We start from the raw sequence: 23,527 nt of genomic DNA, 5'->3' as shown, positions 1-23,527 counted from the left end.
TAATGGCTAAAAGTAAACCCAAACCTAAAAAAGCACCTAGAAAAAAATTTAAAATGCCCAGTTTTAAGTTGTCTAGCCAGCAAAAACTGGTTTTAGGTAGCTTTCTTATCATTAGTGGCTTATTAATATGTATTGCTTTTATATCCCACCTATTTACTGGTAAAATCGATCAAAGTGCCTTAACTGAATTCACAACTCGTGAGGTTCCAACAGAAAATTGGTTAAGTAAATTTGGAGCTTGGTTAAGTGATTTACTTATTCAGCGTGGTTTTGGCTTAGCTTCCTTTATTTTCTCAGGCTTAGTATTTCTATCTGGGGTGTTTGTTCTCATGAATTTGAGTCTAACTAAATTAAGAAAACATTGGTTTTGGGGTGTGTATATTATCATTTGTTTATCCGTGCTGCTAGGTTTTTTCGGAAACAAATATGATATTTTAGGCGGCACCATTGGTTTTGAAGTTAACAGTTACTTACAAGATTATATAGGTAAAACAGGTACAATATTACTGCTCGTATTTGCTCTTATCACCTATTTAGCAATCCGTTTTAGGGTGACGTTTGAGAGTATTTCCGATGTCTTTAAATCAGCCAAAAAGGATTTTAAAGCCGAGCTGAAACATGATGATAACGTTATCGTTCCTATAGATAATGATTTAACGGAAGAAGCTGAAGAAATTAAAAAAGCTCATGAAATTTCATTAGTTAAAACAACTTCTCCCGCTAAAGAACCTGCTAAACCAAAAACAGAACCTACGTCTTTAGTAGTTAATGTTGCTCCAGAAGAAGATAATGAACCCGAAGTTGATGAGTCTGAACTAGAAATTAAGGTTGAAGAAGTCAAAGAAGAGCTTTCTGAATCTGATAATTTAGCCAATAAACTTGTTGAAGATTTTGGGCAATTTGACCCCACCTTAGAACTTGGAAAATACCAATTCCCTACCTTAGATTTATTAAAAAAATATGATACCGAAGGCATCAAAATAAATCAAGAAGAATTAGAAGAAAATAAAAATAGAATTGTAGATACTTTAAGCAATTATAAAATTGGTATCTCCAGTATTAAAGCAACTATAGGTCCTACTGTTACTTTATATGAAATTGTTCCAGAAGCAGGTGTACGTATTTCAAAAATTAAAAATTTAGAGGATGATATTGCGTTATCACTTTCTGCACTAGGAATTCGTATTATAGCACCTATTCCTGGTAAAGGAACCATTGGTATTGAGGTCCCTAACAAAGACTCAACAATTGTTTCTATGCGTTCGGTTATTGCGTCTAAAAAATTCCAAAGTTCCGAAATGCAGCTCCCTATTGCCTTGGGTAAAACGATTAGTAATGAAACCTTCGTGGTCGATTTAGCTAAAATGCCTCATATGCTTATGGCAGGTGCCACTGGACAAGGTAAATCGGTAGGTTTAAATGCCGTTTTAACCTCATTACTTTACAAAAAACACCCTGCTGAAGTTAAATTCGTACTTGTAGACCCAAAAAAGGTAGAATTAACTTTATTTAATAAAATTGAACGTCATTATTTAGCTAAACTTCCAGATAGTGAAGACGCTATTATTACCGATAACACGAAAGTAATCAATACATTAAACTCATTATGTATTGAAATGGACAATCGTTATGAACTCCTTAAAAACGCCTTATGTAGAAATATAGCTGAATATAACGTGAAGTTTAAGGCCAGGAAATTAAACCCTAACGATGGGCATCAATTTTTACCTTATATCGTTTTGGTTGTTGATGAATTTGCCGATTTAATAATGACTGCTGGAAAAGAAGTAGAAACCCCAATTGCCCGTTTAGCCCAGTTAGCACGTGCTATTGGTATTCACTTAATTATTGCAACACAACGACCGTCGGTGAACGTTATTACCGGTATTATAAAAGCAAACTTTCCCGCACGTATTGCCTTTAGGGTAACTTCCAAAATTGATTCCCGTACCATTTTAGATGGTTCTGGAGCCGATCAACTTATTGGTCGTGGTGATATGCTTTACACCCAAGGAAATGATTTAATTCGTGTACAATGTGCTTTCGTTGACACCCCCGAGGTTGAAAAAATTACAGAATTTATTGGCTCACAAAAAGCCTACCCAGACGCCTATCTTTTACCTGAATATGTTGGGGAGGAAAGCGGCACAAGTCTTGATATAGACATCTCCGACAGAGACAAGCTCTTTAAAGATGCAGCTATTGTTATTGTTACGGCACAACAAGGCTCTGCATCACTTTTACAGCGAAAATTAAAATTAGGATACAATAGAGCAGGAAGAATTATCGATCAACTTGAAGCTGCTGGTATTGTAGGCCCCTTTGAAGGCAGTAAAGCCCGACAAGTTTTAATTACCGATTTAATTGCTTTAGATCAACACTTAGAAAACGAAATATAAATTTTATACTATGAAAAATTTCATTACCATTTTATTAATTGCACTTTCCTTCACTGCTATTAGTCAAAATAATGCAGAAAATTTATTAAACCAAGTGTCAAAAAAAATAAAAAACTATGATAATATATCCCTTGATTTTAAATACACATTAGAAAACCTTTCAGAACATATAAAACAAGAAACTAAAGGTGATGTGATATTACAAGGTGAAAAATACCGTCTAAATATTCTAGGTGTCACTCAGCTTTTTGATGGAAATAAACTTTATAGTATTAGCACTGAAGATGAAGAAGTCACTATTTCTTCAAATGTTGAAAATGACAAAGACGCTATTACACCTAGTAAAATGCTTTCATTTTATGAGGATGGCTATACTTACAAACTCGATATCAAACAAGATATTAATGGTAGAAAAATTCAATACGTAAAATTAACACCTATTGATTCAAATTCTGAAATCAAAAACATTCTTTTAGGTATTGATGAGCAAACAAAACACATTTATAATTTAATTCAAACTGGAAACAACGGTACAAAAACGACGCTTACGGTGAATTCATTTCATACCAATGAACAATTATCAAAAAACGTATTTACCTTTGACGCAACAAAATATGAAGATTATTATATCAATAATCTCGACTAAGTTCAGCTCGTGAAAATACTTGACCGCTACATACTAACAACTTATCTCAAAACTTTCATCAGTGTATTCCTAATACTCATGATGATTTTTGTTTTACAAACCATCTGGCTATATATCAAAGAGTTAGCAGGAAAGGATTTAGATATAATGGTAATTGTAAAGTTCTTATTTTACTTTATGCCTAAGCTAATACCACTGGTGCTGCCACTTACAATCCTTCTAGCATCCATCATGGTTTTTGGTAGTTTTGCAGAAAACTATGAATTCGCAGCAATGAAATCTACCGGTATTTCATTGCAACGGGCGATGTCGGGTTTAAGTATATTTATAGTGGCTTTGGGTATTGTTACTTTTTTCTTTTCTAACAATGTTATTCCTTGGGCAGAATACAACTCCTATAATTTAAGACGTAATATTGCCAAACTTAAACCCGCTATGCTTTTAGCAGAAGGCCAGTTTAATGAAATGGGGGATTACACTATTAAGTTTGATAAAAAACATGGTGAACGCGATCAATTTCTAGATAATGTTACTATCCACATAAAAGGAAAAGATGGCAGAACCAATGCTACAGTTATAAAAGCCAAGCTTGGTGAACTTACCAGCAAGGAAGACTCTAATGTTCTCACACTCATACTAACTGATGGGCACTATTATAATGACGTACAACCAAAAACTCATAAAGCACGATTAAAAAAACCCTTTGTTAAAAGTGATTTTGACAAAAAACTAATGAATATCGATTTATCGCAACTTAATAATGTTGATTTTGATGAAAAATCACAAACCGATAAATACAACATGCTCGATGTTCCTGGATTAAATAAAGCCATAGATTCTTTAGTAAAAAAGAGTGAAACCGATTATCAAGCTTTTTCAAAAAACCTATATCAACGTACTGGTTTTTTAAGGTACCATGCACGAACAATAGCCACTCCAAAAGATTCAATTTATTATTCTGGTGAGGTTTTAGATATTTATGATACTAAAAGCAAAGTGCAACTTGTAGAAATTACGACAAACGCCTTAATTAGTGCCCAACAAATATTAACAACAAAGGAAAAAACGCTTAAAAACTCTGAAACCTGGCTTAATAAACATATCATTTCTTTACATGAAAAATTCGCATTAGGTTTTGCTTGTGTTATTCTGTTTTTTGTTGGTGCTCCTTTAGGTGCTTTAATTCGTAAAGGTGGTATTGGTTTGCCTATGGTTATCGCTATTTTATTGTTTTTAAGCTACCACTTTATTGGTATATTTTCAACAAATAGTGCAAAAAGTGGCGGTTTTCACCCCATTCTTGCTAGTTGGTTTTCTACGCTTATTATGTTACCATTAGGCATCTTTTTAACAAAAAGAGCTACGGCCGACAGAGGCCTCTTTGAGAGCCAAGGTATTTTAGAACCACTTAAAAAATTATTCGGTATTAAGATTGCACCTTTTGAAAAAGACCTTACTACTTTCGATATTAACGCAGAAGAACATGCCACGTTATTATCATATGATAATGCGAAGCTCATGGATATCATTAAAAATTACAAACTCTACAATTACGATATAAAGTACAAAAACAGTGCTTTAGCGATCTTAGACTCTAGAGGGGTTACAAAACAACAACTTAAATTTTCTGGTGAATATTCTGATGATCGCTTTGAGGAAACCATACGACTTAAAAATAGTTGTGTAGAAGATTCCAAATTAGCTCTAATACTATACATAATATGCGCGCCTTTAATTCTTATTGGTAAAATACTGGAAAACAACAAGTATGAAGATTCAGGGAAAATATTATTTACCGTAGGAGTGATTATCGGTGTTATATATGTCATAGCCTTTACACGATCATTTATTAGTTTTTCTAATTTTAAAAAACATGTAAAAAAGCAAACTATTGCAAATTCAATTTTATATGTATTAATAGGTTTACCCCTATTTTTTGTCGTGTACATCATTCAAAACAAAATGCTAAAAAAGGATTTAGATGAAGATGAAATTAACACCCCGTTAATAGAAGTTAAAAAACAAGATCCTGTTATATCTACTAAAATTAGAGGTATTATAAAAGATTATATGGAGCATTCTAAATTTGCCTTAATTTTATATAGTATTTCTGTAGTTTTATTGATTTCATATTTTATTTTGAAAAATAATAAACAACCCGATTTAGCCGCTTCGTCAATCCAACTTAGTATTATTTTATTTATCCTATTTATTATATATTTTATTAAATCGGTTATCAACTTCGTACATTTCTATAAACAAAATGATTTAAAATTAAACAAGGTAGACTTGGTGCTTGCCATAATAGGCACTCCGGCCTACCCAATTTTGTTTATAATTTTAAAAAATCGATTAAATAGATACTTAAAGTAGAATTATTTATAATCAGTAAAATAAGCAATATCTTTGCAACATGATATTAGAACCTATGACACAAGATACAACTCCAAAATTCGAACTCAATTCCATTCATTCTGCAATAGAAGATATTAGACATGGAAAAGTCATTATTGTTGTGGACGATGCCAACAGAGAAAATGAAGGGGATTTTTTAGCTGCCGCTGAAAAGATCACACCAGAAATCATCAATTTTATGGCTACTCAAGGTCGCGGATTAATTTGTGCACCCTTAACAGAAAATCGTTGCAAGGATTTGGACTTACACATGATGGTACGTAATAATACAGATCATATGGAGACTGCTTTTACGGTTTCTGTAGATTTAAAAGGAAAAGGTGTTACAACAGGAATTTCGGCAGCAGATAGAGCCTTAACGGTTAAGGCGCTTGTTGATGAGGATACGAAACCATTTGATTTAGCACGACCTGGGCATATCTTTCCCTTAGTTGCTAAAGAAGGTGGTGTTTTAAGACGAACAGGACATACTGAAGCCGCTATAGATTTTGCAAGGTTAGCAGGATTAAAACCCGCTGGTGTTATTGTTGAAATTATGAATGAAGACGGTACCATGGCACGACTACCTCAACTTATGGAAGTCGCTAAAAAACATGATATCAAAATCGTTTCTATTGAAGATTTAGTAGCATACCGCATGCAGCATGACTCTTTAATTGAGAAAAAAGAAGATTTTCAATTAGAAACCCGTTTTGGAAGTTTTAGACTAAGAGCTTACAAGCAAACTACAAATAATCAAGTGCATATTGCCTTAACCAAAGGCATATGGAAAGCCGACGAGCCTGTTCTAACAAGAATCAATTCTACCCTTGTTAATAATGATATTTTAGGAACACTAACCAATAAAGCTGATGACGACTTAAACGCCATGTTTAAGGTAATCAACGACGAAGGAAAAGGTGCCATTCTTTTTATAAATCAAGAAGCACAATCCATGGATATACTTAAACGATTATCATTTTTAAAAGATAATCAAGCTCAAGAAAACATCACAAAAGCACCTAAAATTAAAATGGATAATCGCGATTTTGGTATTGGGGCTCAAATTTTACACGATTTAAACATTCATAAACTTCGTTTAATTTCAAATTCAGAACAACGCAGTAAACGTGTTGGTCTTATTGGATATGGGTTAGAAATAGTAGATTCTGTAGGGTATTAAATAATAGAAGTACGATATAACCGCAATCATAAATTAGAGGTCTATAAAACTAAGTTTTATAGACCTTTTTTTATACAAACAACGCGTTCGCGATGTTACTTAATATCCTATTTTTAAATTATACCAATTAAACGGTGTAATGCCATATTTTTAATTTGAATTATTTTTTATTCAGATAAAATAGAAAATTCAAGCATAGCCCAATGCTACGGTTTTATTTTATATTGAAATATAGGTGAAAAAGAAACAAATTATATGCGATATTATTTAGTTAAAATGGTATTATTCCTTACAATTAAAAAAAAAGAAGTAATTTTTAGCTTTTAAAGCAAAGTCATGAAAAAAATCACACTTTTAATCGTATTATTTATTACAATTTCTTCTTGTAAAAGTCATTTAAATCATCCCAAAACAGCGATTCAGCCTACATTAGAGACGCCAAAATTAGAAGTATCACAAAGCGCTAAAACTGGTTTGGATTCTTTAGTAGCCAAAGTAGCCATGACTAATGGATGTAGAATGACAGCCACAATTAAAGGACCTAACACAACAGCATACTACAGTGGTTTTGATGGCAGAACTAATGAAAAAATTACCGATTTTAATGATTTGTATGAAATTGGAAGTTGCACTAAAATGTTTACTGCTGCTTCAATCTTTCAACTTATTGAGAAAAAGAAATTAAAACTTGATGACCACCTCACTTCTTTATTACCAAATAAAACCCTGTATAAGGATTTACTTATCGTAGATGGCAAAAACTACATCGATTCCGTTAAGGTAATTAATCTCTTAAATCACACGTCAGGTTTTCCCGAATATTTTTTAGAAGATGAAGAAAAAGTTGTTGAATTACACAGCGACCCTTCCGAACTTTTTACTGCTGAAAAATTGATTAATATGGCTAAAGCCAATCCAGATAAAAACATGTTTATTCCTGGTTCAAAATTCTCATATTGTAATGTAAATTACATTTTGCTCGGGTTAATTATTGAAAAATTTTCAAAACAAACTTATCAAGAATATGTTCAAGAACACATCATCATGCCTTTGGCTTTAAAAAACACTTATTTAGGTTCTGTTTTCCCAAATGCTAGAAGACCAAAAGGGCACTATAAAGGGAAAACAATATTAATGCCACTTACCATGGCTGGTTCGGCAGGAGAAATATTATCTAATCTTGACGATATGCAAACCTTCATTTCAGCATGGAATAAAGGCGAACTATTTAATAATCCGAATACGCTTAACGGCATCAAAAACGATCATTTTAACACCATGGTACCCAATGCCATCACCTATGGAGCAGGTGTTATTAACCTCATGAACCTCTCATTAGGCCATGCAGGCCAGACATTTGGATATCAAGCATATGTTGGAACCATGATATCTAACCATTATACCTTTGTGTTTTCAATAGACGATGCTACCGTTTCTGCATGGTATCCTGCCATTGAGACCTCGCGTTTATTAAAGCATATTAAATAAGATACCAATCTCATGTTAGACTAAATAAAAAAAGCAAGCTATTAAAGCTTGCTTTTTCGTATTTTGTGGGGAGAGCAGGATTCGAACCTGCGAAGACGTAGTCAGCAGATTTACAGTCTGCCCTCGTTGGCCGCTTGAGTATCTCCCCAAAACCGAGTGCAAATATATTACGGTTTCTTTATTCTACAAAATAAAAAGTGAAACTTTTTTATAAATCGTAGCGTAATCTAAAGGTTATAAATCGTGGCTGTATGTAATACTCTGTAACACTTACAGATATATTATTAGAGTTACTTGTGTTTTGTGATCTAGTGTCTAATAAATTAGTTGCTTTCAACTCATATTCCCACTTACTATCCTTGTTTTTTCTATAAGAAAGTGAAGCATCCCAGAATTCGAAGGTATTTAAAGTCTTTGATTCATCACTAAATCTATTGTGGGAATAATTGGTTTTAAAGGTAAATGCTTTTAAAATTAGCGCATCAAAATTAATTGATGGCGCATTGGTATAAAACTTAGTTCTGCTTGTTCCTTGATCGTTATCTTGAATTGAGTAACGGTAACCGAGTTCAAAATTTGGTGCTTCTCTAAAATTAGTACGTACTCTAGCTCTATAAGTTTGAGCATAATTTTCATTAGTAGATGCTTGATTGTTTACAAACTGATTAAATTTATTATAACTTAAATTCCCACTTAACGTCGTTCGAAATTTACCTATGGTTTTTTCAAAATTACCACTAACACTGGCACTTTCATCGGCCAATCCAGAGTTAAATGGTGAACTTACACGTACTACTCCACCTGGCACAAATTGAGAGCTTGTTCTAATTCTGTCTACCGTTTTACTATAATTAATTCGAGCTCTAACATTCGTATAATTAAACATATTAAAACTGAAATATGACAAGTTCAACTTATGAGACAAGGCACTCTCTAATTCTGGGTTTCCAGCATAAATGGAGCTATAACTATTTAACACCAAACCTTCCGCTAGTTGATTTACATCTGTAAAATCGGTTTGCATGGCATAATTAAAAGTAATTTGCTCACTCTTTTTTAGTTGTAAAATCAAGTTAAAATCTGGCAACAACCTGAAAAAATCATCAACGTAAGTTTCATTAAACTGTTCGTTTTTTGAACTATAGGCATGAGCCGAAAAACCTGGAGTAAAAGTAAAAAGACCTGTTTTTAATCGGTAATGTGCTCCTACATATAAATCACTAAATCTATAGCTGATATCATTGGTTCCTAACCCATCATTAATTGTAGGTGTTACATCTAGATCTGAACCATCGTCTAAAGTTTGAAAAATATTGGAATTAAAATCTTGCTTGCTATAGATGGTTCCTAAGGTAATATTTAAGTCACTTTTTTGATTTAAAATATTCCAATAATCAATTTTAGCATCTATTTGATTTGATTTTACGCGTTTTTCCTGTGAAACGTTATATCCCGTTTGAAAATCATCTAAACCCAAGGCATCTGCCACGTCTTCATAATTGGCTTTATCTTCAATGAAAGCATTGTAAAAAGGATCTTCATCTTGAATTAAATTCTGAACTTCTACAGCAAAAATATTTTTATCATTTAAGGTATAATAGTAATTGAAACTCTGATTAACACTAAAGGGGTTAGCATTCTCCAACTCGTTTACATCACCATTAATAGAAGATTTAAATAACTGCTCTTGTGATTCTTTTGATGTTCGAGCCAAAATATCATAATCCAATTGATTGCTTGTATTGGGTTTGTAGACCACGCTAAATTTTAACATCCCTAAATCGCTTCTTTGAACGGTATTACTTTCTGAAAGTTCATCTGGAATTCCTAATCCTGGATCGGTATATTGTGTCGCCTTATTCTCTTGCATTACGGTTTTACTATTCGAAAAAATAGCAAAACCACTTAAATCTAACGTTTCTTTAGGTGAATACGTAAAATTTGCTGCTCCAAACTTGGTATTTATTTCTTTAGCTCTATTATTCTGAGCCGTTAAAAACCCTAAACTATTACTGCCTAAGTCTATATTGGTTCCGCTATTTCTACTCGGACTCCTAAAACCACCCGTAAAATTGAAATAATCGCGTCTTGTAAAGGCTATTTCTCCTATATTATTGATATCACCGATAACGTTGATACTATATTTCGGACTGTAATAAAATAGCTTTGGCTGAAATAAGTATAGGCCATCATTAGTAGCTACACCAGCCCCACCAGTAATATCTCCAAACCAAAAATTCTTTTTACCTTCTTTTAATTTGATATTTATCGCGATATTATCTTGGTTATTTGTCACCCCACTAAGTTGTCCGATTTCAGCATAGTTTTTTAAAACCTCAACCTTATCAATCGCATTAGCAGGGATATTTTTTGTGGCAAGCTTAGAATCCCCATCAAAAAAGTCCTTGCCTTCAATCATCACCTTTCCAACCGTTTTCCCTTCTACCTCTATTTCGCCATCATCATTAACCTCTACGCCGGGTAACTTATTTAAAACATCTTCAAGTTTACGTTCTGTTCCTGAGGTAAAAGAGTCTGTATTATAAACTATGGTATCTCCTTTTATAGTTACGGGCATTTCGTAAACCAACTCAATTTCATCTAAAGTATTATCATACGCCATGACGAAATTTTTAGTGATATCTTCTTCAATCACTGCGAGTTCTACTTGTAATGTTTTCATCCCAATATAACTCACCTGAACATTATAATTGGTGTTTTTTTCAAGGCTTAACCTAAAACGACCTTCAGGAGTTGTTATACCATAAGCTTCTAGTTTTTGCGATGCTTTATTTATAGCAATAACATTGGCCAACTCCAAGGCCACACCAACACTGTCTTTAACAACGCCTTCAAATTTAACCTGAGCAGACACCGTAATTCCTGCTAAAAACAAGGTTAAAAAGATCCATGTTCTCATAAAATAATGCTTTGATTTTATTAGCTCTTATCGGCGTCCGCCACCACCTCTACCTCCGCGATCTCTACGCATTTCGCGCATTTCTTCCATTTTAGCTTTTGAAATTTTATCAAATTCGGCTTGCGTCACCTCTTTTCCTTTCGTAGGTGCTTTTATTTTTACCTTTTCGGAAGGGTTAATTACTATCTTAGAACAAAGTATCGTGGTATTATCAGCACTTATTTCTAAGATTAGTCCAGGTAAGCCCCAATACTTATCAGGCCCAAGATTTACAGGGATTTGAGGAGTATACCAAGCTGTGATTAATAGGTCTTGCACAGATTCTTTTTGATTCTCTTTTTTAGTGTCTTGAGAACCATTTGATTTTTCACCATCACGAGGTGTTCTTCTAAAATCACGAATATCAATACCCGTTTTAGGTATTATGGCTTCGGCCTTAAAACACATATATTTCCCAATAGTTTTGGTTTCACCAGTAATTTTCCAATTAAAGGTTTGCAAACTGTCTTTTATTAAAAATTGTTTTCCAAAAATATCTTGAGATTGAGATATCTCCTGTGTTTTAATGTTTTTATATTGATTGCCACCTGAGCCACCTATCATGCCAAAACGCATCGATCTGCCATCTCCTGGAGCACCTAAACGCTCTTCTTCCTCATATATAGATTCAGATTGATTGAATGTAAGGATAAACGTTTTTTCTAAAGCATTTTTCATGCGAGCGGTCATTTCCTTCTTTCGCTCTTCACTCATGTCTCTTCCTCCAAAATTACTCATATCAACAGTCGTTTTGGATTCGTAATAAGCCTTTCCTTGAAAATCTTTTTGAGCAAATATAGAAGATGAAAGCACCAAGAACAGTAGGGCCATTTTAGGTCTTAAAATTTTAAAAATCATATAAAAACTTTTTTAATTAGTCATACGTTAAAGTAGCATTCTTTAATGACTATAAGACCGATTACTCATCGGTTAGTTTAATTTAGTAGTGTTAAAAAAAACTTAAAAGAATACCGTTTGATGAATACTCTTGATTTAATATAACCTTAGTCCCAACATTAATCAACTGATAAACGGATTGGATTTTGTAATTTCACAGCATCTATGAGATCTATAAAAATCATATTATTTTTAATTTCAGCCACTTTATGCGCTCAAGAATCAATAGAACTTGACCTAGTAAAAACAATGGCGTTAAATGCTGAAACCCTTATTTCTGTTGATAATTTTGGTACAACCTACTATGTTAACAATAACGTATTTCATAAAAAAGAGGGATCGAAAATCATCACTTTTAGCAATTTACAATTAGGAAGTTTACATACAGTAAACACCTTTAATCCATTAAAAATCAATTTGTTTTATAAAGATTTCAATACAGTAATAATTCTAGATAATCGGTTAGCAGAAATATTCAAAATTGACTTCAATCAAATAACTCCATATAAAAATGTTTCTCATATTTCTGCAGGTTACGATAATACCATCTGGATTTTCAATCAAGACCTTCAAAAATTAGAACTTTTCGATTATAAAACTAATACCTCTCGAGCACAAACGGTTCCTATTCAAAGTCCTGTGTTAGATTTAAAAAGTAATTATAACAATTGCTGGCTCCTCACAGAAAACTATCTATATAATTATAATTACTTTGGAAGTTTAATTAATAAAATAAAAAATACGGGTTTCACTTCTTTCGCTCAAACCAATGAAAACATCATTCTTAAAAAAGAAAATGCCTTGTTTTATCTCAAAAAAGATAGCGTTCATTTTACACCAATAAAAACAGGAAATTTATTGATAAATGATTTTTTTGTAACGAATGAAACCTTGTATATTTACACCAATAAGAGCATACAGGAATTTAAATTAAAAACAAATTAAACGATGCACATTGCTATTGCTGGAAATATTGGCGCAGGAAAAACGACACTCACCCAATTACTCGCTAAACATTATAAGTGGGAACCTCAATTAGAAGATGTTGTAGACAATCCGTATTTAGATGATTTTTACAATCAAATGGAACGTTGGAGTTTTAATTTGCAAGTTTACTTTTTAAATAGCCGATTCCGTCAAGTTTTACAGATTCGCCAAAGCGGAAAAGATATCATTCAAGATCGAACTATTTATGAAGATGCTCACATTTTCGCACCTAACCTACATGCTATGGGTTTAATGACGAATCGCGATTTTGAAAATTACCGATCGCTTTTCGAACTTATGGAATCGTTAGTACAAGGTCCCGATGTTTTAATTTACTTGAGAAGCAGTATTCCCAACTTAGTAGCCCAAATACAAAAGCGTGGCCGCGATTATGAAAACACTATAAGCATAGATTATTTAAGTCGTTTAAACGAACGCTACGAAGCTTGGATTCATGGCTACAACAAAGGAAAACTTCTTATTATTGATGTTGACAAACTAGATTTTGTAGATAACCCTGAAGATTTAGGAAGTATCATAAACACCATAGACGCTGAAATTAACGGTTTGTTTTAAGAACTCGTTACGCTGCATAAAACTTATAAAACCTAAAAACCACGTGAATCACGTGGTTTTTAGGTTTAAACAATATTATTTTTAAGAAACTATTACTATTTTTTTTTCTTTAAAGCAGCTATACTTGCTCTAACATCAGCTTCCGTACCTTGAAAAGTGTCATAACTAGTTGCCACATCACCATTAGTTGTAGTTACCGTAGTCACAACAGCTTTAACAGTACCATCTCCTAGGTCTTCCATCTCAACTCTTACCTCTTGAGAAACAGAAACGGCTTCCACTTGTTCAATAACATTTTCTTCGGAAGAATAAGCAGTTAGCGCATCAGCAGAAATTGCAATACTAGGAGCAATTACTAAAGCCACAACCGACATTAATTTTAATAAAATATTTAACGAAGGTCCTGAAGTATCTTTAAACGGATCTCCAACAGTATCACCAACCACAGAGGCTTTATGTGCATCTGTTCCTTTTTTCCCTTGTTCTTCAATAGTTTTTTTAGCATTATCCCAGGCTCCACCAGCATTAGACTGAAAAATGGCCATTAAAACACCACAAGTAGTAACACCCGCAAGCAATCCGCCTAACATTTCAGCGCCACCAATAAAACCAACGGCTACAGGTACAATTATAGCTAATAAACCAGGTAATACCATTTCTCTTATTGAAGCTTTTGTTGAAATATCAACACATTTATCATATTCAGCATAACCATCGGCGGCATCAAAAATAGCGCGATCTTCGGGCGTTGCTTTACTCATGTCTGAATCGTATTTACGCATCACCCCTAAAGCGGCTTTCAACTGCGGAATATCTCTAAACTGACGACGAACTTCTTCAATCATCGCCATGGCGGCACGACCAACAGCATTCATAGAGAGGGCTGAAAAAACGAATGGTAACATCCCTCCAACTAATAATCCAGCCATGATATCTGGTTTCGACACATCGATTGCAGTTACCCCAGCAGTTTTCATAAATGCAGCAAATAATGCCAATGCCGTTAAAGCAGCCGAAGCAATAGCAAAACCTTTTCCAATGGCTGCAGTAGTATTTCCAACAGCATCTAATTTATCGGTACGCTCACGAACTTCACTAGGCAATTCTGCCATTTCCGCAATCCCTCCAGCATTATCTGAAATTGGTCCATAAGCATCAACCGCCAATTGAATTCCTGTATTTGCAAGCATTCCTACGGCTGCTATAGCGATACCATATAAACCTGCGAAATGATGAGAAACCAAAATAGCAGCTGCAATTAAAATAATAGGAATCGCTGTAGACATCATCCCGATTCCTAAACCAGCAATAATATTAGTTGCAGCTCCAGTTTCCGATTGTTTAACAATAGACATTACTGGTTTTTTACCAGTTCCTGTATAATATTCAGTTACTTTTCCAACAGCTAAACCTGCTACTAAACCTGCTATAGTTGCCCAGAACACCCCCATAGCCCCAAAAGGCAAACCTTCAACTGATTCAGGGATTAAAGTATTAATAATAAAATAAGAGGCTATAACCATTAAACCAGCAGATCCAAATTCACCGATATTTAGGGCAGATTGAGGATTACCTCCATCTTTAACTTTCACAAAGAAGGTTCCTATAATAGACATCACTATCCCCACGGCAGCAAGCACTAAAGGCAGATACACAGCTCCTAATCCGTTAAAATCTGGAGTTAAAATAAAAGCTCCTAAAACCATCGTACCTATAATTGATCCTACGTAAGACTCAAATAAATCGGCTCCCATTCCTGCAACATCTCCAACGTTATCACCAACATTATCGGCGATAGTTGCTGGATTTAACGGGTGATCTTCTGGGATACCAGCTTCTACCTTACCAACTAAATCGGCACCTACATCGGCTGCTTTGGTATAAATACCACCGCCAACACGCGCAAATAATGCAATAGAAGAAGCTCCAAGTGAAAAACCAGAAAGTACATTTAGGACTTCATTAAGTCCCCAGCCCATTTCGCTATAAATCATAAATAAACCACTAAGCCCTAGGACACCAAGTCCAACAACGCCAAGCCCCATTACCGCACCACCAGCGAAAGCTACTTCTAGAGCTTTTCCCAATGATGTTCTTGCTGCATTGGTTGTACGTACATTGGCCTTGGTAGCGACCTTCATACCAATAAATCCAGCTAATGCTGAACAAATAGCACCAACAATAAAAGAAACAGCCACCATACCATTAGAGCCGGTTTCAGAATTCCCTTTAAAATAGAGCAGGACAGCAACTGCTACAACGAAAATTGATAATATTTTGTACTCGGCTTTGAGAAAAGACATGGCACCATCGGCGATGTTTTTAGCTATTCTCTTCATTTTTTCATCACCTTGATCTTGTTTGGTGACCCAAGCACTTTTAATAAACACAAACGCTAAGGCTAATACGCCAAAAAGCGGTAAAAATTTCACGATTAATTCCATAATTTAGTAAGTCATTTAAAAATTAGTTGTTTTTAATTATACTGCTAAAAATAGGAAAAATAAAAGTCACAAAAAAAGCTAGAATAAATTAAATAATCCACACCAAAACCTAACATAAACTATAATATTTATAATACTATGACTTTTGTTTGCTAAACGGGTTCAAAATCGAAAAATAATGAGGATGCACTAACTAAACCCAAGATTGGACTAAAACAAAAAAACCACCCTATTTTACAAAACAGAGTGGTTTTTATTATAATTTTTCAAGATAACTTTAGATGGTAAAGGTTCTTTTCTTTTTATGTTCGCTATCATCGTAACGTTTAACACATTCGTGATAAATTTTTACGGCAGCTTCAGCATTACCCCAGCCTCCTGTATCAACTTTTTTCTTTTCTAAATCTTTATATACTTTAAAGAAGTGTTCAATTTCCTTTAATCTATGCGGATTTAAATCGGCGATATCCATTTTATTACTCCAAATAGGGTCTGAAACTGGTACACAAATTACTTTTTCATCTGGCCCTTTTTCATCAGTCATATAAAATACACCAATTGGTCTCACTTCCATTACTACCATTGGGTATGTTGGTTGATGTCCTAAAACTAAAACATCTAATGGATCTTGATCTAATGCTAAAGTTTCTGGTATAAATCCGTAATCTCCAGGATACATCATAGAAGAAAATAACATACGGTCGAATCGAATTTTATGTAACGTAAAATCGTACTCATATTTATTTCTACTTCCTTTAGGGATTTCAATTAACACATCGAAAGTAACTGATGGTTTTTTTTTATCACTCATATTAAATGTTGTTTAGTAATTTAGTTTATTTAAGTAGCTATATTTTAAGGGAGCAAATGTACTGAAATCAATAACTTTTAACAACAAAAAACACGTTGTTTTAACGCGCTTTACCTAAGCTTAATATTTATAGCATTCGGGAACGAATTTAGATAAAATGTCATATAACCTATAGTCTTTATATTATATTTAACTTTAAACCGGTACTAAAAACAAGGGATTCTAACGGAATTATTACGATTATTAAGGTCCCTCATTAAATTACTACAACAAACTATCAAACAATTAAATTATCTTTGCAGCACTTTTTAAATGAATCATGCGCATAGATATTATAACGGTTTTACCCGAATTGCTTAAAAGCCCTTTTGAAGCTTCTATTTTAAAACGAGCTATTGAAGCTGGTTTGGTGGAAGTTCATTTTCATAATTTAAGGGATTATACCTCTGATAATTATAAATCTATAGACGACACCCAATTTGGAGGTGGAGCTGGTATGGTCATGATGGTTGAGCCTATCGATAAATGTATTTCGGCATTAAAGTCTGAACGCGCTTATGACGACATCATTTATATGACACCAGATGGTGAAACTCTAAAACAAGGGATTGCTAATCAATTATCGCTTAAAGAAAACATTATCATTTTATGCGGACATTATAAGGGTGTAGACCAACGTGTACGTGATATGTTTATTACTAGAGAAATTTCTATTGGAGATTACGTGCTTTCTGGAGGTGAATTAGGTGCAGCCGTATTGTGTGATGCGGTGATACGGTTAATTCCAGGCGTTTTAGGAAACGAAACCTCTGCCCTAACCGATTCGTTTCAAGATAATTTATTAGCACCTCCTATTTACACCAAGCCACGAGATTATAAAGGATACAAGGTTCCTGAGTTATTATTTAGCGGGAATTTACCTAAAATAGAGAAATGGCGTGAAGAACAAGCGTATTTAAGAACCAAAGAACGTAGACCTGATTTGTTGGAGGATTAGGGTTTGGTTGTTGGTTGTTGGTTGTTGGTTGTTGGTTGTTGGTTGTTGGTTGTTGGTTAAATTAACGTTTCTTTAATTAATAATGAAAAGTGAAAAATTTTTAAGTTTCAGGTTTAATGTTTCAAGTTGTTCATTCCTGACGTTTTGGGTTTACTTTTTCAAATAAGGTTTCTAGTCTCAGTCACAGTTTTCAGTTAAACAAATACACAGTTAAACGATTAAACAAATAAACATTCCTACAAATAGTCAATAGTCAATAGTCAATAGTCAATAGTCAATAGTCAATAGTCAATAGTCAATAGTCAATAGTCAAATTACAAAACACGTACTTAAGAAACGCAAACCTTGTGTTAAGGATAGCAGCGGCATCCTTTTTTGTTTCTTAAAATTTAAAAAGGAGACCTAACCAGCCATCTAAACCAAGACTAAAACACACATAATAAACCATTTACAAAAAAGATATAGCGTATAGCCAGGCCTGCAAGGAACACCAAAATAATTTAAATAAAATATTGCGAATAAGTAATTAATGATTATTTTTGCAGCCAATTTCGGGTTAACCTCTGGCGAGAATCGTGCATGTTGTTCTGAATAAATAATAATAAAACATAAAGATATGGAATCTTTAGTAAAATTTGTACAAGACGAATTTGTAACAAAAAAGGAATTCCCAGAATTTGCAGCTGGTGATACAATTACAGTATACTACGAAATTAGAGAGGGAGAAAAAGTTAGAACTCAGTTCTTTAGAGGTGTAGTAATCCAAAGAAGAGGATCTGGATCTTCAGAAACTTTCACAATTAGAAAAATGTCAGGAACAGTTGGTGTAGAGCGTATCTTCCCAGTTAACTTACCTGCATTACAAAAAGTTGAAGTTAACAAACGTGGTAAAGTGCGTAGAGCAAGAATCTACTACTTTAGAGGTCTTACTGGTAAAAAAGCCAGAATTACTGAGCGTAGACGTTAAGCATCATACAACTGCATTGGCAGACTTAAAAAGCCTTGATTTTTATCAAGGCTTTTTTTATGAACAATTGTTAATAAATCATGTTTGTAACCTATTGATATTTAATATGTTAAAATATTTGCAAACCGCGCTTATATTTCGTAATTTAGTAAAACTATTAAAAGGTATAACAATTGTTTTTTTAGGTTTTATACTTCATGTAAAAAATGAATAAGTAAAAAACCATAGCATGTTCTTAATAGTCACAAATTTAATATCGTGGCAATAAAATGTTAAAAACATGGGGCTTTTAAACAGTATGAACGCTAAGTACATACATTTAGGGGTAATACTATATAAATCATCGTGTAAGCGAGTAAGGATTTATTGGTATAAAAAAACAATTAACCGAAGCATTTAATTAATAAGTCAATACATTTTGAAAATTAAATGAATGTTTCATTGAAATAACAACACTTGAACCGAATGTTTAATTGAATATTTTAAGCGTTTTTAGTGTATTACTAAAATTAGGTCACGTCAAGTTATTTCAGGAAAGCCATGTCAAAGTAGATTAAATTCTGCAGGGATATGGCTTTTGTTTTTTAATAAGATCTTCACAATTATTTTATCAAATTCATACTTCTGCACAACTTTTTTATCATTATTATAAAAATTTTACACAAAAAACTATTCACATAGCTATTGAATTAAAATAAGTATCCTTTTTCGTATCTTCGCATCGCTAAAAAAGTACCTTTCTATACTACGTATTCTTTAGCAATTAAAAAACTCAACAAATAAATCCGACACTAATGTCTAAAATAATTTACACAAAAACGGACGAAGCTCCGGCGTTAGCAACACGTTCACTTTTACCTATTGTTAAAGCATTTGTTAAATCTTCTGGAATTAACATTGAAACTAAAGATATTTCTTTAGCGGCAAGAATTCTAGCTGTATTTCCTGATTTCTTAACAGAAGATCAAAAAGTATCTGATGATTTAGCTATTCTTGGAGAATTGGCTAAACAACCTGAAGCTAATATTATCAAATTACCAAACATTAGTGCATCAGTTCCTCAGCTAAAAGCAGCGATCAAAGAATTACAAGGTTTAGGTTTTAAAATTCCAGAATACCCTAATGAGGCTAATACTGCTGAAGAAAAAGATATTAAATCACGTTACGATAAAATTAAAGGTAGTGCTGTAAACCCTGTTTTACGTGAAGGAAACAGTGACAGACGTGCTCCTAAAGCCGTTAAGAATTACGCGCAAAAAAATCCACACTCAATGGGTGCATGGACTAGCGACTCTAAATCTCACGTGGCTACAATGAGCGCAGGTGATTTTGCTCACAACGAAAAATCTACAACAATCCCTGCAGCAACAAGCGTAAGCATTCAACATACCGATGCTAACGGTAACACTACTATTTTAAAAGATGGTTTACAATTGCTTCAAGGTGAAATTATAGATGCTACTGTCATGAACAAAAAGGCTTTATTAAGCTTTTTAGAAGAACAAGTAGCAGATGCTAAAGAAACAGGTGTATTGTTTTCATTACACATGAAAGCCACCATGATGAAGGTGAGTGATCCTATCATTTTTGGTCACGCTGTTGAAATATTTTTTAAAGATGTTTTTGCAAAACACGGTGAAACTTTTGAAAAACTAGGTGTTAATGTACACTCTGGTTTTGGTAACGTTATAGAGCGTATCCAAGAATTACCTACTGAAGAACGTCAAGCTATTGAAGCTGACATTCAAGCAGCGTACACGAATGGCCCTGCTATCGCAATGGTAAATTCGGATAAAGGTATTACAAACTTACACGTACCAAGTGATGTTATTATTGATGCTTCTATGCCCGCAATGATTCGTACATCTGGACAAATGTGGAATGCTGCCGGAAACCTTCAAGATACTAAAGCTGTGATTCCAGATAGTAGTTATGCTGGCATTTACTCTGCAACTATCGATTTCTGTAAAAAGAATGGTGCTTTCGATCCTACAACCATGGGAACAGTTCCTAATGTTGGACTTATGGCTCAAAAAGCTGAGGAATATGGTTCTCACGATAAAACTTTCGAAATTGAATCTAACGGAACTGTAAAAGTTATTGACGCTTCTGGGACTACTTTATTAGAACATGCTGTTGAAGAAGGTGATATCTGGAGAATGTGTCAAACTAAAGATGCACCTATTCAGGACTGGGTTAAATTAGCTGTAACACGTGCTAGAGCATCTCAAACGCCTGCTGTATTCTGGTTAGATGAAAACAGAGCTCACGATGCTGAAATTATTAATAAAGTAAATACTTATTTAAAAGATCACGATACCGATGGATTAGATTTAAGAATCTTATCTCCTATCGATGCAACCTTATTTACATGTGAGCGTCTTATTAAAGGTGAAGATACTATTTCTGTTTCTGGAAATGTATTACGTGATTACTTAACAGATTTATTTCCAATTTTAGAAGTTGGAACTAGTGCAAAAATGCTATCTATCGTACCTTTAATGAATGGTGGTGGGTTATTTGAAACTGGTGCTGGTGGATCTGCTCCAAAACACGTACAACAGCTTGTTGAAGAAAACCACTTACGCTGGGATTCTTTAGGTGAGTTTTTAGCTATAGCTGTTTCTTTAGAGCACTTTAGTAACGTTAACAACAACCCTAAAGCTAAGATTTTAGGTGAAACTTTAGATGATGCTACAAGTACTTTACTTGAAAACAGAAAAGGCCCTTCTAGAAAAGCTGGAGAGTTAGACAATAGAGGAAGTCATTTTTACTTAGCGCTTTACTGGGCTCAAGAATTAGCTAATCAGAATGTTGATGCCGATTTAAAAGCTGAATTTGCTCCTTTAGCAGAGCAATTAGCTGCAAATGAATCTAAAATTGTTGCTGAATTAAATGATATTCAAGGTAGTGCAACAGATATTGGAGGGTACTACGAACCAAATGAAACTTTAGTTAGCAAGGTTATGAGACCTAGTGCTACTTTCAATACTATTATAGAATAATTTATTTTTTTATAGATATACAAAAGCTCCTTATTTTAAGGGGCTTTTTTTATACCATACTATCAAATTCAGACCTTTATTTTTTAAATTATCAAACCAACATTAACATAAGAACACAGCAAAGTAGCCTCCCATTTGCCTTTTCAAACTAAAAAAAACGTATTTTTGAAGCATGAGTTTTATAAAAACAACCGAGCAAGATTCTAATCACAATCATCTGGAAAAGATGTCGGTTTCAGAATTACTACAAAACATAAATAAGGAAGATAAAAGCGTTCCTGCCGCCATCGAAAAAGCTTTACCACAAATTGAAGCCTTGGTTTTTCAGATTGTTGAAAAACTTAAAGTTGGCGGACGACTATTTTACATGGGCGCTGGAACAAGCGGACGTTTGGGTATTGTCGATGCTTCGGAATGTCCACCTACATTTGGCGTACCTTTCGATTTGGTTATTGGGATTATTGCTGGTGGTGATTCGGCTATTAGAAAAGCTGTAGAATTTGCTGAAGATTCAGTAACTCAAGGTTGGAAAGATTTACAAGATTATAACATCAGTAAAAATGATGTTGTAGTTGGTATTGCTGCTTCAGGAACGACACCATACGTGATTTCTGCTTTAGAAACATGCAATAAAAATAACATCATAACAGGTAGTATTTCTTGTAACCAAGATAGCCCGTTATCGCAAACTGCACAATTCCCTATAGATGTTGTTGTTGGTCCGGAATTTGTTACAGGAAGTTCTAGAATGAAAGCAGGAACGGCTCAAAAATTGGTGCTAAACATGATTTCTACTGCAAGCATGATTCAATTAGGTCATGTTAAAGGAAATAAAATGGTTGACATGCAGCTGAGTAACAATAAACTTGTAGATCGTGGTATTCGCATGATCATGAATGAAATTGATGTATCTACCGAAACAGCTTCAGCACTTTTAACCGAATATAAAAGCGTTAGAAACGCTATTAAAAATTATACCAATGGAAGAAAATAGAACAGACAAAACCGTATTATTTAAAGGGATTAAAATTTTAATATTTTCTGTGTTAACTCTTTTTATGGGACCTATATTATTAAGTTTTGCATACAGCAAACCAGAATCACCTTATTATTATCCACTTTTAATTATTGGATGTGCTGTTTGTGCTATGGCTGTATTTATGGTTTTTAAAGGTTTGAAAACCATCATGGATAGTATGTTTAAGAAGTAAAACTATTCAGCCTTTTTATATTTTGGTGTAGATGGGTTATATCCAAAATTAGATTCTGAAATATCTATATTCAAACTTGCTAGAATATAGTTTATAATGGCAAAATGATGCACGGTATGACTGTTAGCCTGAGATAAAAGTGCCGCATAAGTGTAATCTAATTCCATTGGTCCTAAACCCAAATCGTCTACCACAACAACTCTGTTATTTAATGGTAACCGACTTGAAACTAAGGTTTCCTTTATGGTCTCATAATAATCTAAAGCAATCACACCATTCTCTTCCACCGCCACTTGACGTCGTCTAGCAGTTAAATCGACAACTCCTGCGTCATTTTTATACAAAATACACATATAATAATCTAATATATGCCTAATATGAGAACCTACAGAAGAATAATAAGGACCAACTGAAGCGTTTGAGTAGTTTTCATTGGTTAGATTTTTTAAAACAACCTCAACATTTTCTAAGGTCTTTAAAACTGATTTTGTAATGACATCCATGACTACTAATTTAGATAAATTATTTTGAATCAATACATGTTTATATCAACACTTAATCTA

At 33.7% G+C, this 23,527-nt stretch carries 17 protein-coding genes and 1 tRNA gene; 12 read left to right on the top strand and 6 right to left on the bottom strand.

Annotated elements, in window-relative coordinates; all coding sequences use genetic code 11:
* The first annotated feature begins 2 nt into the window (after nucleotides 1-2).
* The 5 genes from KO493_RS13330 (at nucleotide 3) to KO493_RS13310 (ending at nucleotide 8,110) form a co-directional block, all read left to right on the top strand.
* A complete protein-coding gene (locus KO493_RS13330; protein WP_216068459.1) occupies nucleotides 3-2,399 on the top strand; it encodes a DNA translocase FtsK in 2,397 nt (798 codons plus the stop codon).
* 10 nt (nucleotides 2,400-2,409) lie between these two features.
* Nucleotides 2,410-3,045: a LolA family protein gene (locus tag KO493_RS13325; RefSeq protein WP_216068458.1), complete on the top strand. Its 636-nt coding sequence runs from the start codon at nucleotides 2,410-2,412 to the stop codon at nucleotides 3,043-3,045.
* Between the two features lie 9 nt (nucleotides 3,046-3,054).
* Nucleotides 3,055-5,418: an LptF/LptG family permease gene (locus KO493_RS13320; protein WP_216068457.1), complete on the top strand. Its 2,364-nt coding sequence runs from the start codon at nucleotides 3,055-3,057 to the stop codon at nucleotides 5,416-5,418.
* A gap of 40 nt (nucleotides 5,419-5,458) precedes the next feature.
* The gene (gene ribB / locus KO493_RS13315; protein WP_216068456.1) at nucleotides 5,459-6,622 is read left to right on the top strand and encodes a 3,4-dihydroxy-2-butanone-4-phosphate synthase; all 1,164 of its coding nucleotides are present in this window, start codon (nucleotides 5,459-5,461) and stop codon (nucleotides 6,620-6,622) included.
* Nucleotides 6,623-6,958: 336 nt separating this feature from the next.
* On the top strand, nucleotides 6,959-8,110 hold the full coding sequence (locus tag KO493_RS13310; protein ID WP_216068455.1) for a serine hydrolase domain-containing protein: 1,152 nt from the start codon (nucleotides 6,959-6,961) through the stop codon (nucleotides 8,108-8,110).
* A gap of 66 nt (nucleotides 8,111-8,176) precedes the next feature.
* Here the strand turns inward: KO493_RS13310 and KO493_RS13305 are convergent.
* The 3 genes from KO493_RS13305 to KO493_RS13295 form a co-directional block, all read right to left on the bottom strand.
* Nucleotides 8,177-8,258: transfer RNA gene (locus KO493_RS13305), tRNA-Tyr, on the bottom strand.
* Nucleotides 8,259-8,318: 60 nt separating this feature from the next.
* Entirely contained in the window at nucleotides 8,319-11,030 is a 2,712-nt protein-coding gene (locus KO493_RS13300; RefSeq protein ID WP_216068454.1) for a TonB-dependent receptor, read from the bottom strand.
* A 27-nt stretch (nucleotides 11,031-11,057) separates the two neighbouring features.
* Nucleotides 11,058-11,927, bottom strand: a complete 870-nt coding sequence (locus tag KO493_RS13295) for a GLPGLI family protein (protein WP_216068453.1) — start codon at nucleotides 11,925-11,927, stop codon at nucleotides 11,058-11,060.
* Between the two features lie 204 nt (nucleotides 11,928-12,131).
* Between KO493_RS13295 and KO493_RS13290 the strand changes: the two genes are divergently transcribed.
* Both KO493_RS13290 and KO493_RS13285 read left to right on the top strand, forming a co-directional pair.
* On the top strand, nucleotides 12,132-12,911 hold the full coding sequence (locus tag KO493_RS13290; RefSeq protein WP_216068452.1) for a hypothetical protein: 780 nt from the start codon (nucleotides 12,132-12,134) through the stop codon (nucleotides 12,909-12,911).
* Between the two features lie 3 nt (nucleotides 12,912-12,914).
* Nucleotides 12,915-13,529 (top strand): deoxynucleoside kinase, encoded by a 615-nt coding sequence (locus KO493_RS13285; protein ID WP_216068451.1) that lies wholly within the window; start codon nucleotides 12,915-12,917, stop codon nucleotides 13,527-13,529.
* Between the two features lie 95 nt (nucleotides 13,530-13,624).
* Here KO493_RS13285 and KO493_RS13280 read toward each other — a convergent pair whose 3' ends face one another.
* Nucleotides 13,625-15,973: a sodium-translocating pyrophosphatase gene (locus tag KO493_RS13280; protein WP_216068450.1), complete on the bottom strand. Its 2,349-nt coding sequence runs from the start codon at nucleotides 15,971-15,973 to the stop codon at nucleotides 13,625-13,627.
* A gap of 277 nt (nucleotides 15,974-16,250) precedes the next feature.
* Nucleotides 16,251-16,784, bottom strand: coding sequence for an inorganic diphosphatase (locus KO493_RS13275; protein ID WP_216068449.1), 534 nt, complete (start codon nucleotides 16,782-16,784; stop codon nucleotides 16,251-16,253).
* 319 nt (nucleotides 16,785-17,103) lie between these two features.
* Here KO493_RS13275 and trmD point away from each other — a divergent pair, with 319 nt between their 5' ends.
* The 5 genes from trmD to KO493_RS13250 all read left to right on the top strand — a co-directional run bounded on the left by trmD (nucleotide 17,104) and on the right by KO493_RS13250 (nucleotide 22,964).
* Nucleotides 17,104-17,781, top strand: a complete 678-nt coding sequence (gene trmD, locus KO493_RS13270) for a tRNA (guanosine(37)-N1)-methyltransferase TrmD (RefSeq protein ID WP_216068448.1) — start codon at nucleotides 17,104-17,106, stop codon at nucleotides 17,779-17,781.
* 616 nt (nucleotides 17,782-18,397) lie between these two features.
* Nucleotides 18,398-18,748, top strand: coding sequence for a 50S ribosomal protein L19 (gene rplS / locus KO493_RS13265; protein ID WP_216068447.1), 351 nt, complete (start codon nucleotides 18,398-18,400; stop codon nucleotides 18,746-18,748).
* A 794-nt stretch (nucleotides 18,749-19,542) separates the two neighbouring features.
* Entirely contained in the window at nucleotides 19,543-21,753 is a 2,211-nt protein-coding gene (locus KO493_RS13260; protein WP_216068446.1) for an NADP-dependent isocitrate dehydrogenase, read from the top strand.
* A 172-nt stretch (nucleotides 21,754-21,925) separates the two neighbouring features.
* Complete coding sequence (gene murQ / locus KO493_RS13255) at nucleotides 21,926-22,747, top strand: N-acetylmuramic acid 6-phosphate etherase (protein ID WP_216068445.1); 822 nt, start codon at nucleotides 21,926-21,928, stop codon at nucleotides 22,745-22,747.
* Nucleotides 22,734-22,964, top strand: coding sequence for a DUF6095 family protein (locus KO493_RS13250; RefSeq protein ID WP_216068444.1), 231 nt, complete (start codon nucleotides 22,734-22,736; stop codon nucleotides 22,962-22,964). The genes murQ and KO493_RS13250 overlap by 14 nt, the downstream gene beginning before the upstream one ends.
* A 2-nt stretch (nucleotides 22,965-22,966) precedes the next feature.
* Here the strand turns inward: KO493_RS13250 and KO493_RS13245 are convergent, their stop codons facing one another.
* The gene (locus KO493_RS13245) at nucleotides 22,967-23,467 is read right to left on the bottom strand and encodes a hypothetical protein (protein WP_216068443.1); all 501 of its coding nucleotides are present in this window, start codon (nucleotides 23,465-23,467) and stop codon (nucleotides 22,967-22,969) included.
* Nucleotides 23,468-23,527: the final 60 nt, after the last annotated feature.

The organism is Pseudotamlana agarivorans (assembly GCF_018860245.1).
Classification (GTDB): domain Bacteria; phylum Bacteroidota; class Bacteroidia; order Flavobacteriales; family Flavobacteriaceae; genus Pseudotamlana; species Pseudotamlana agarivorans_A.
Note: the sequence above shows the minus strand (reverse complement) of the source record. Positions and strands in the feature narration are given on the sequence as shown.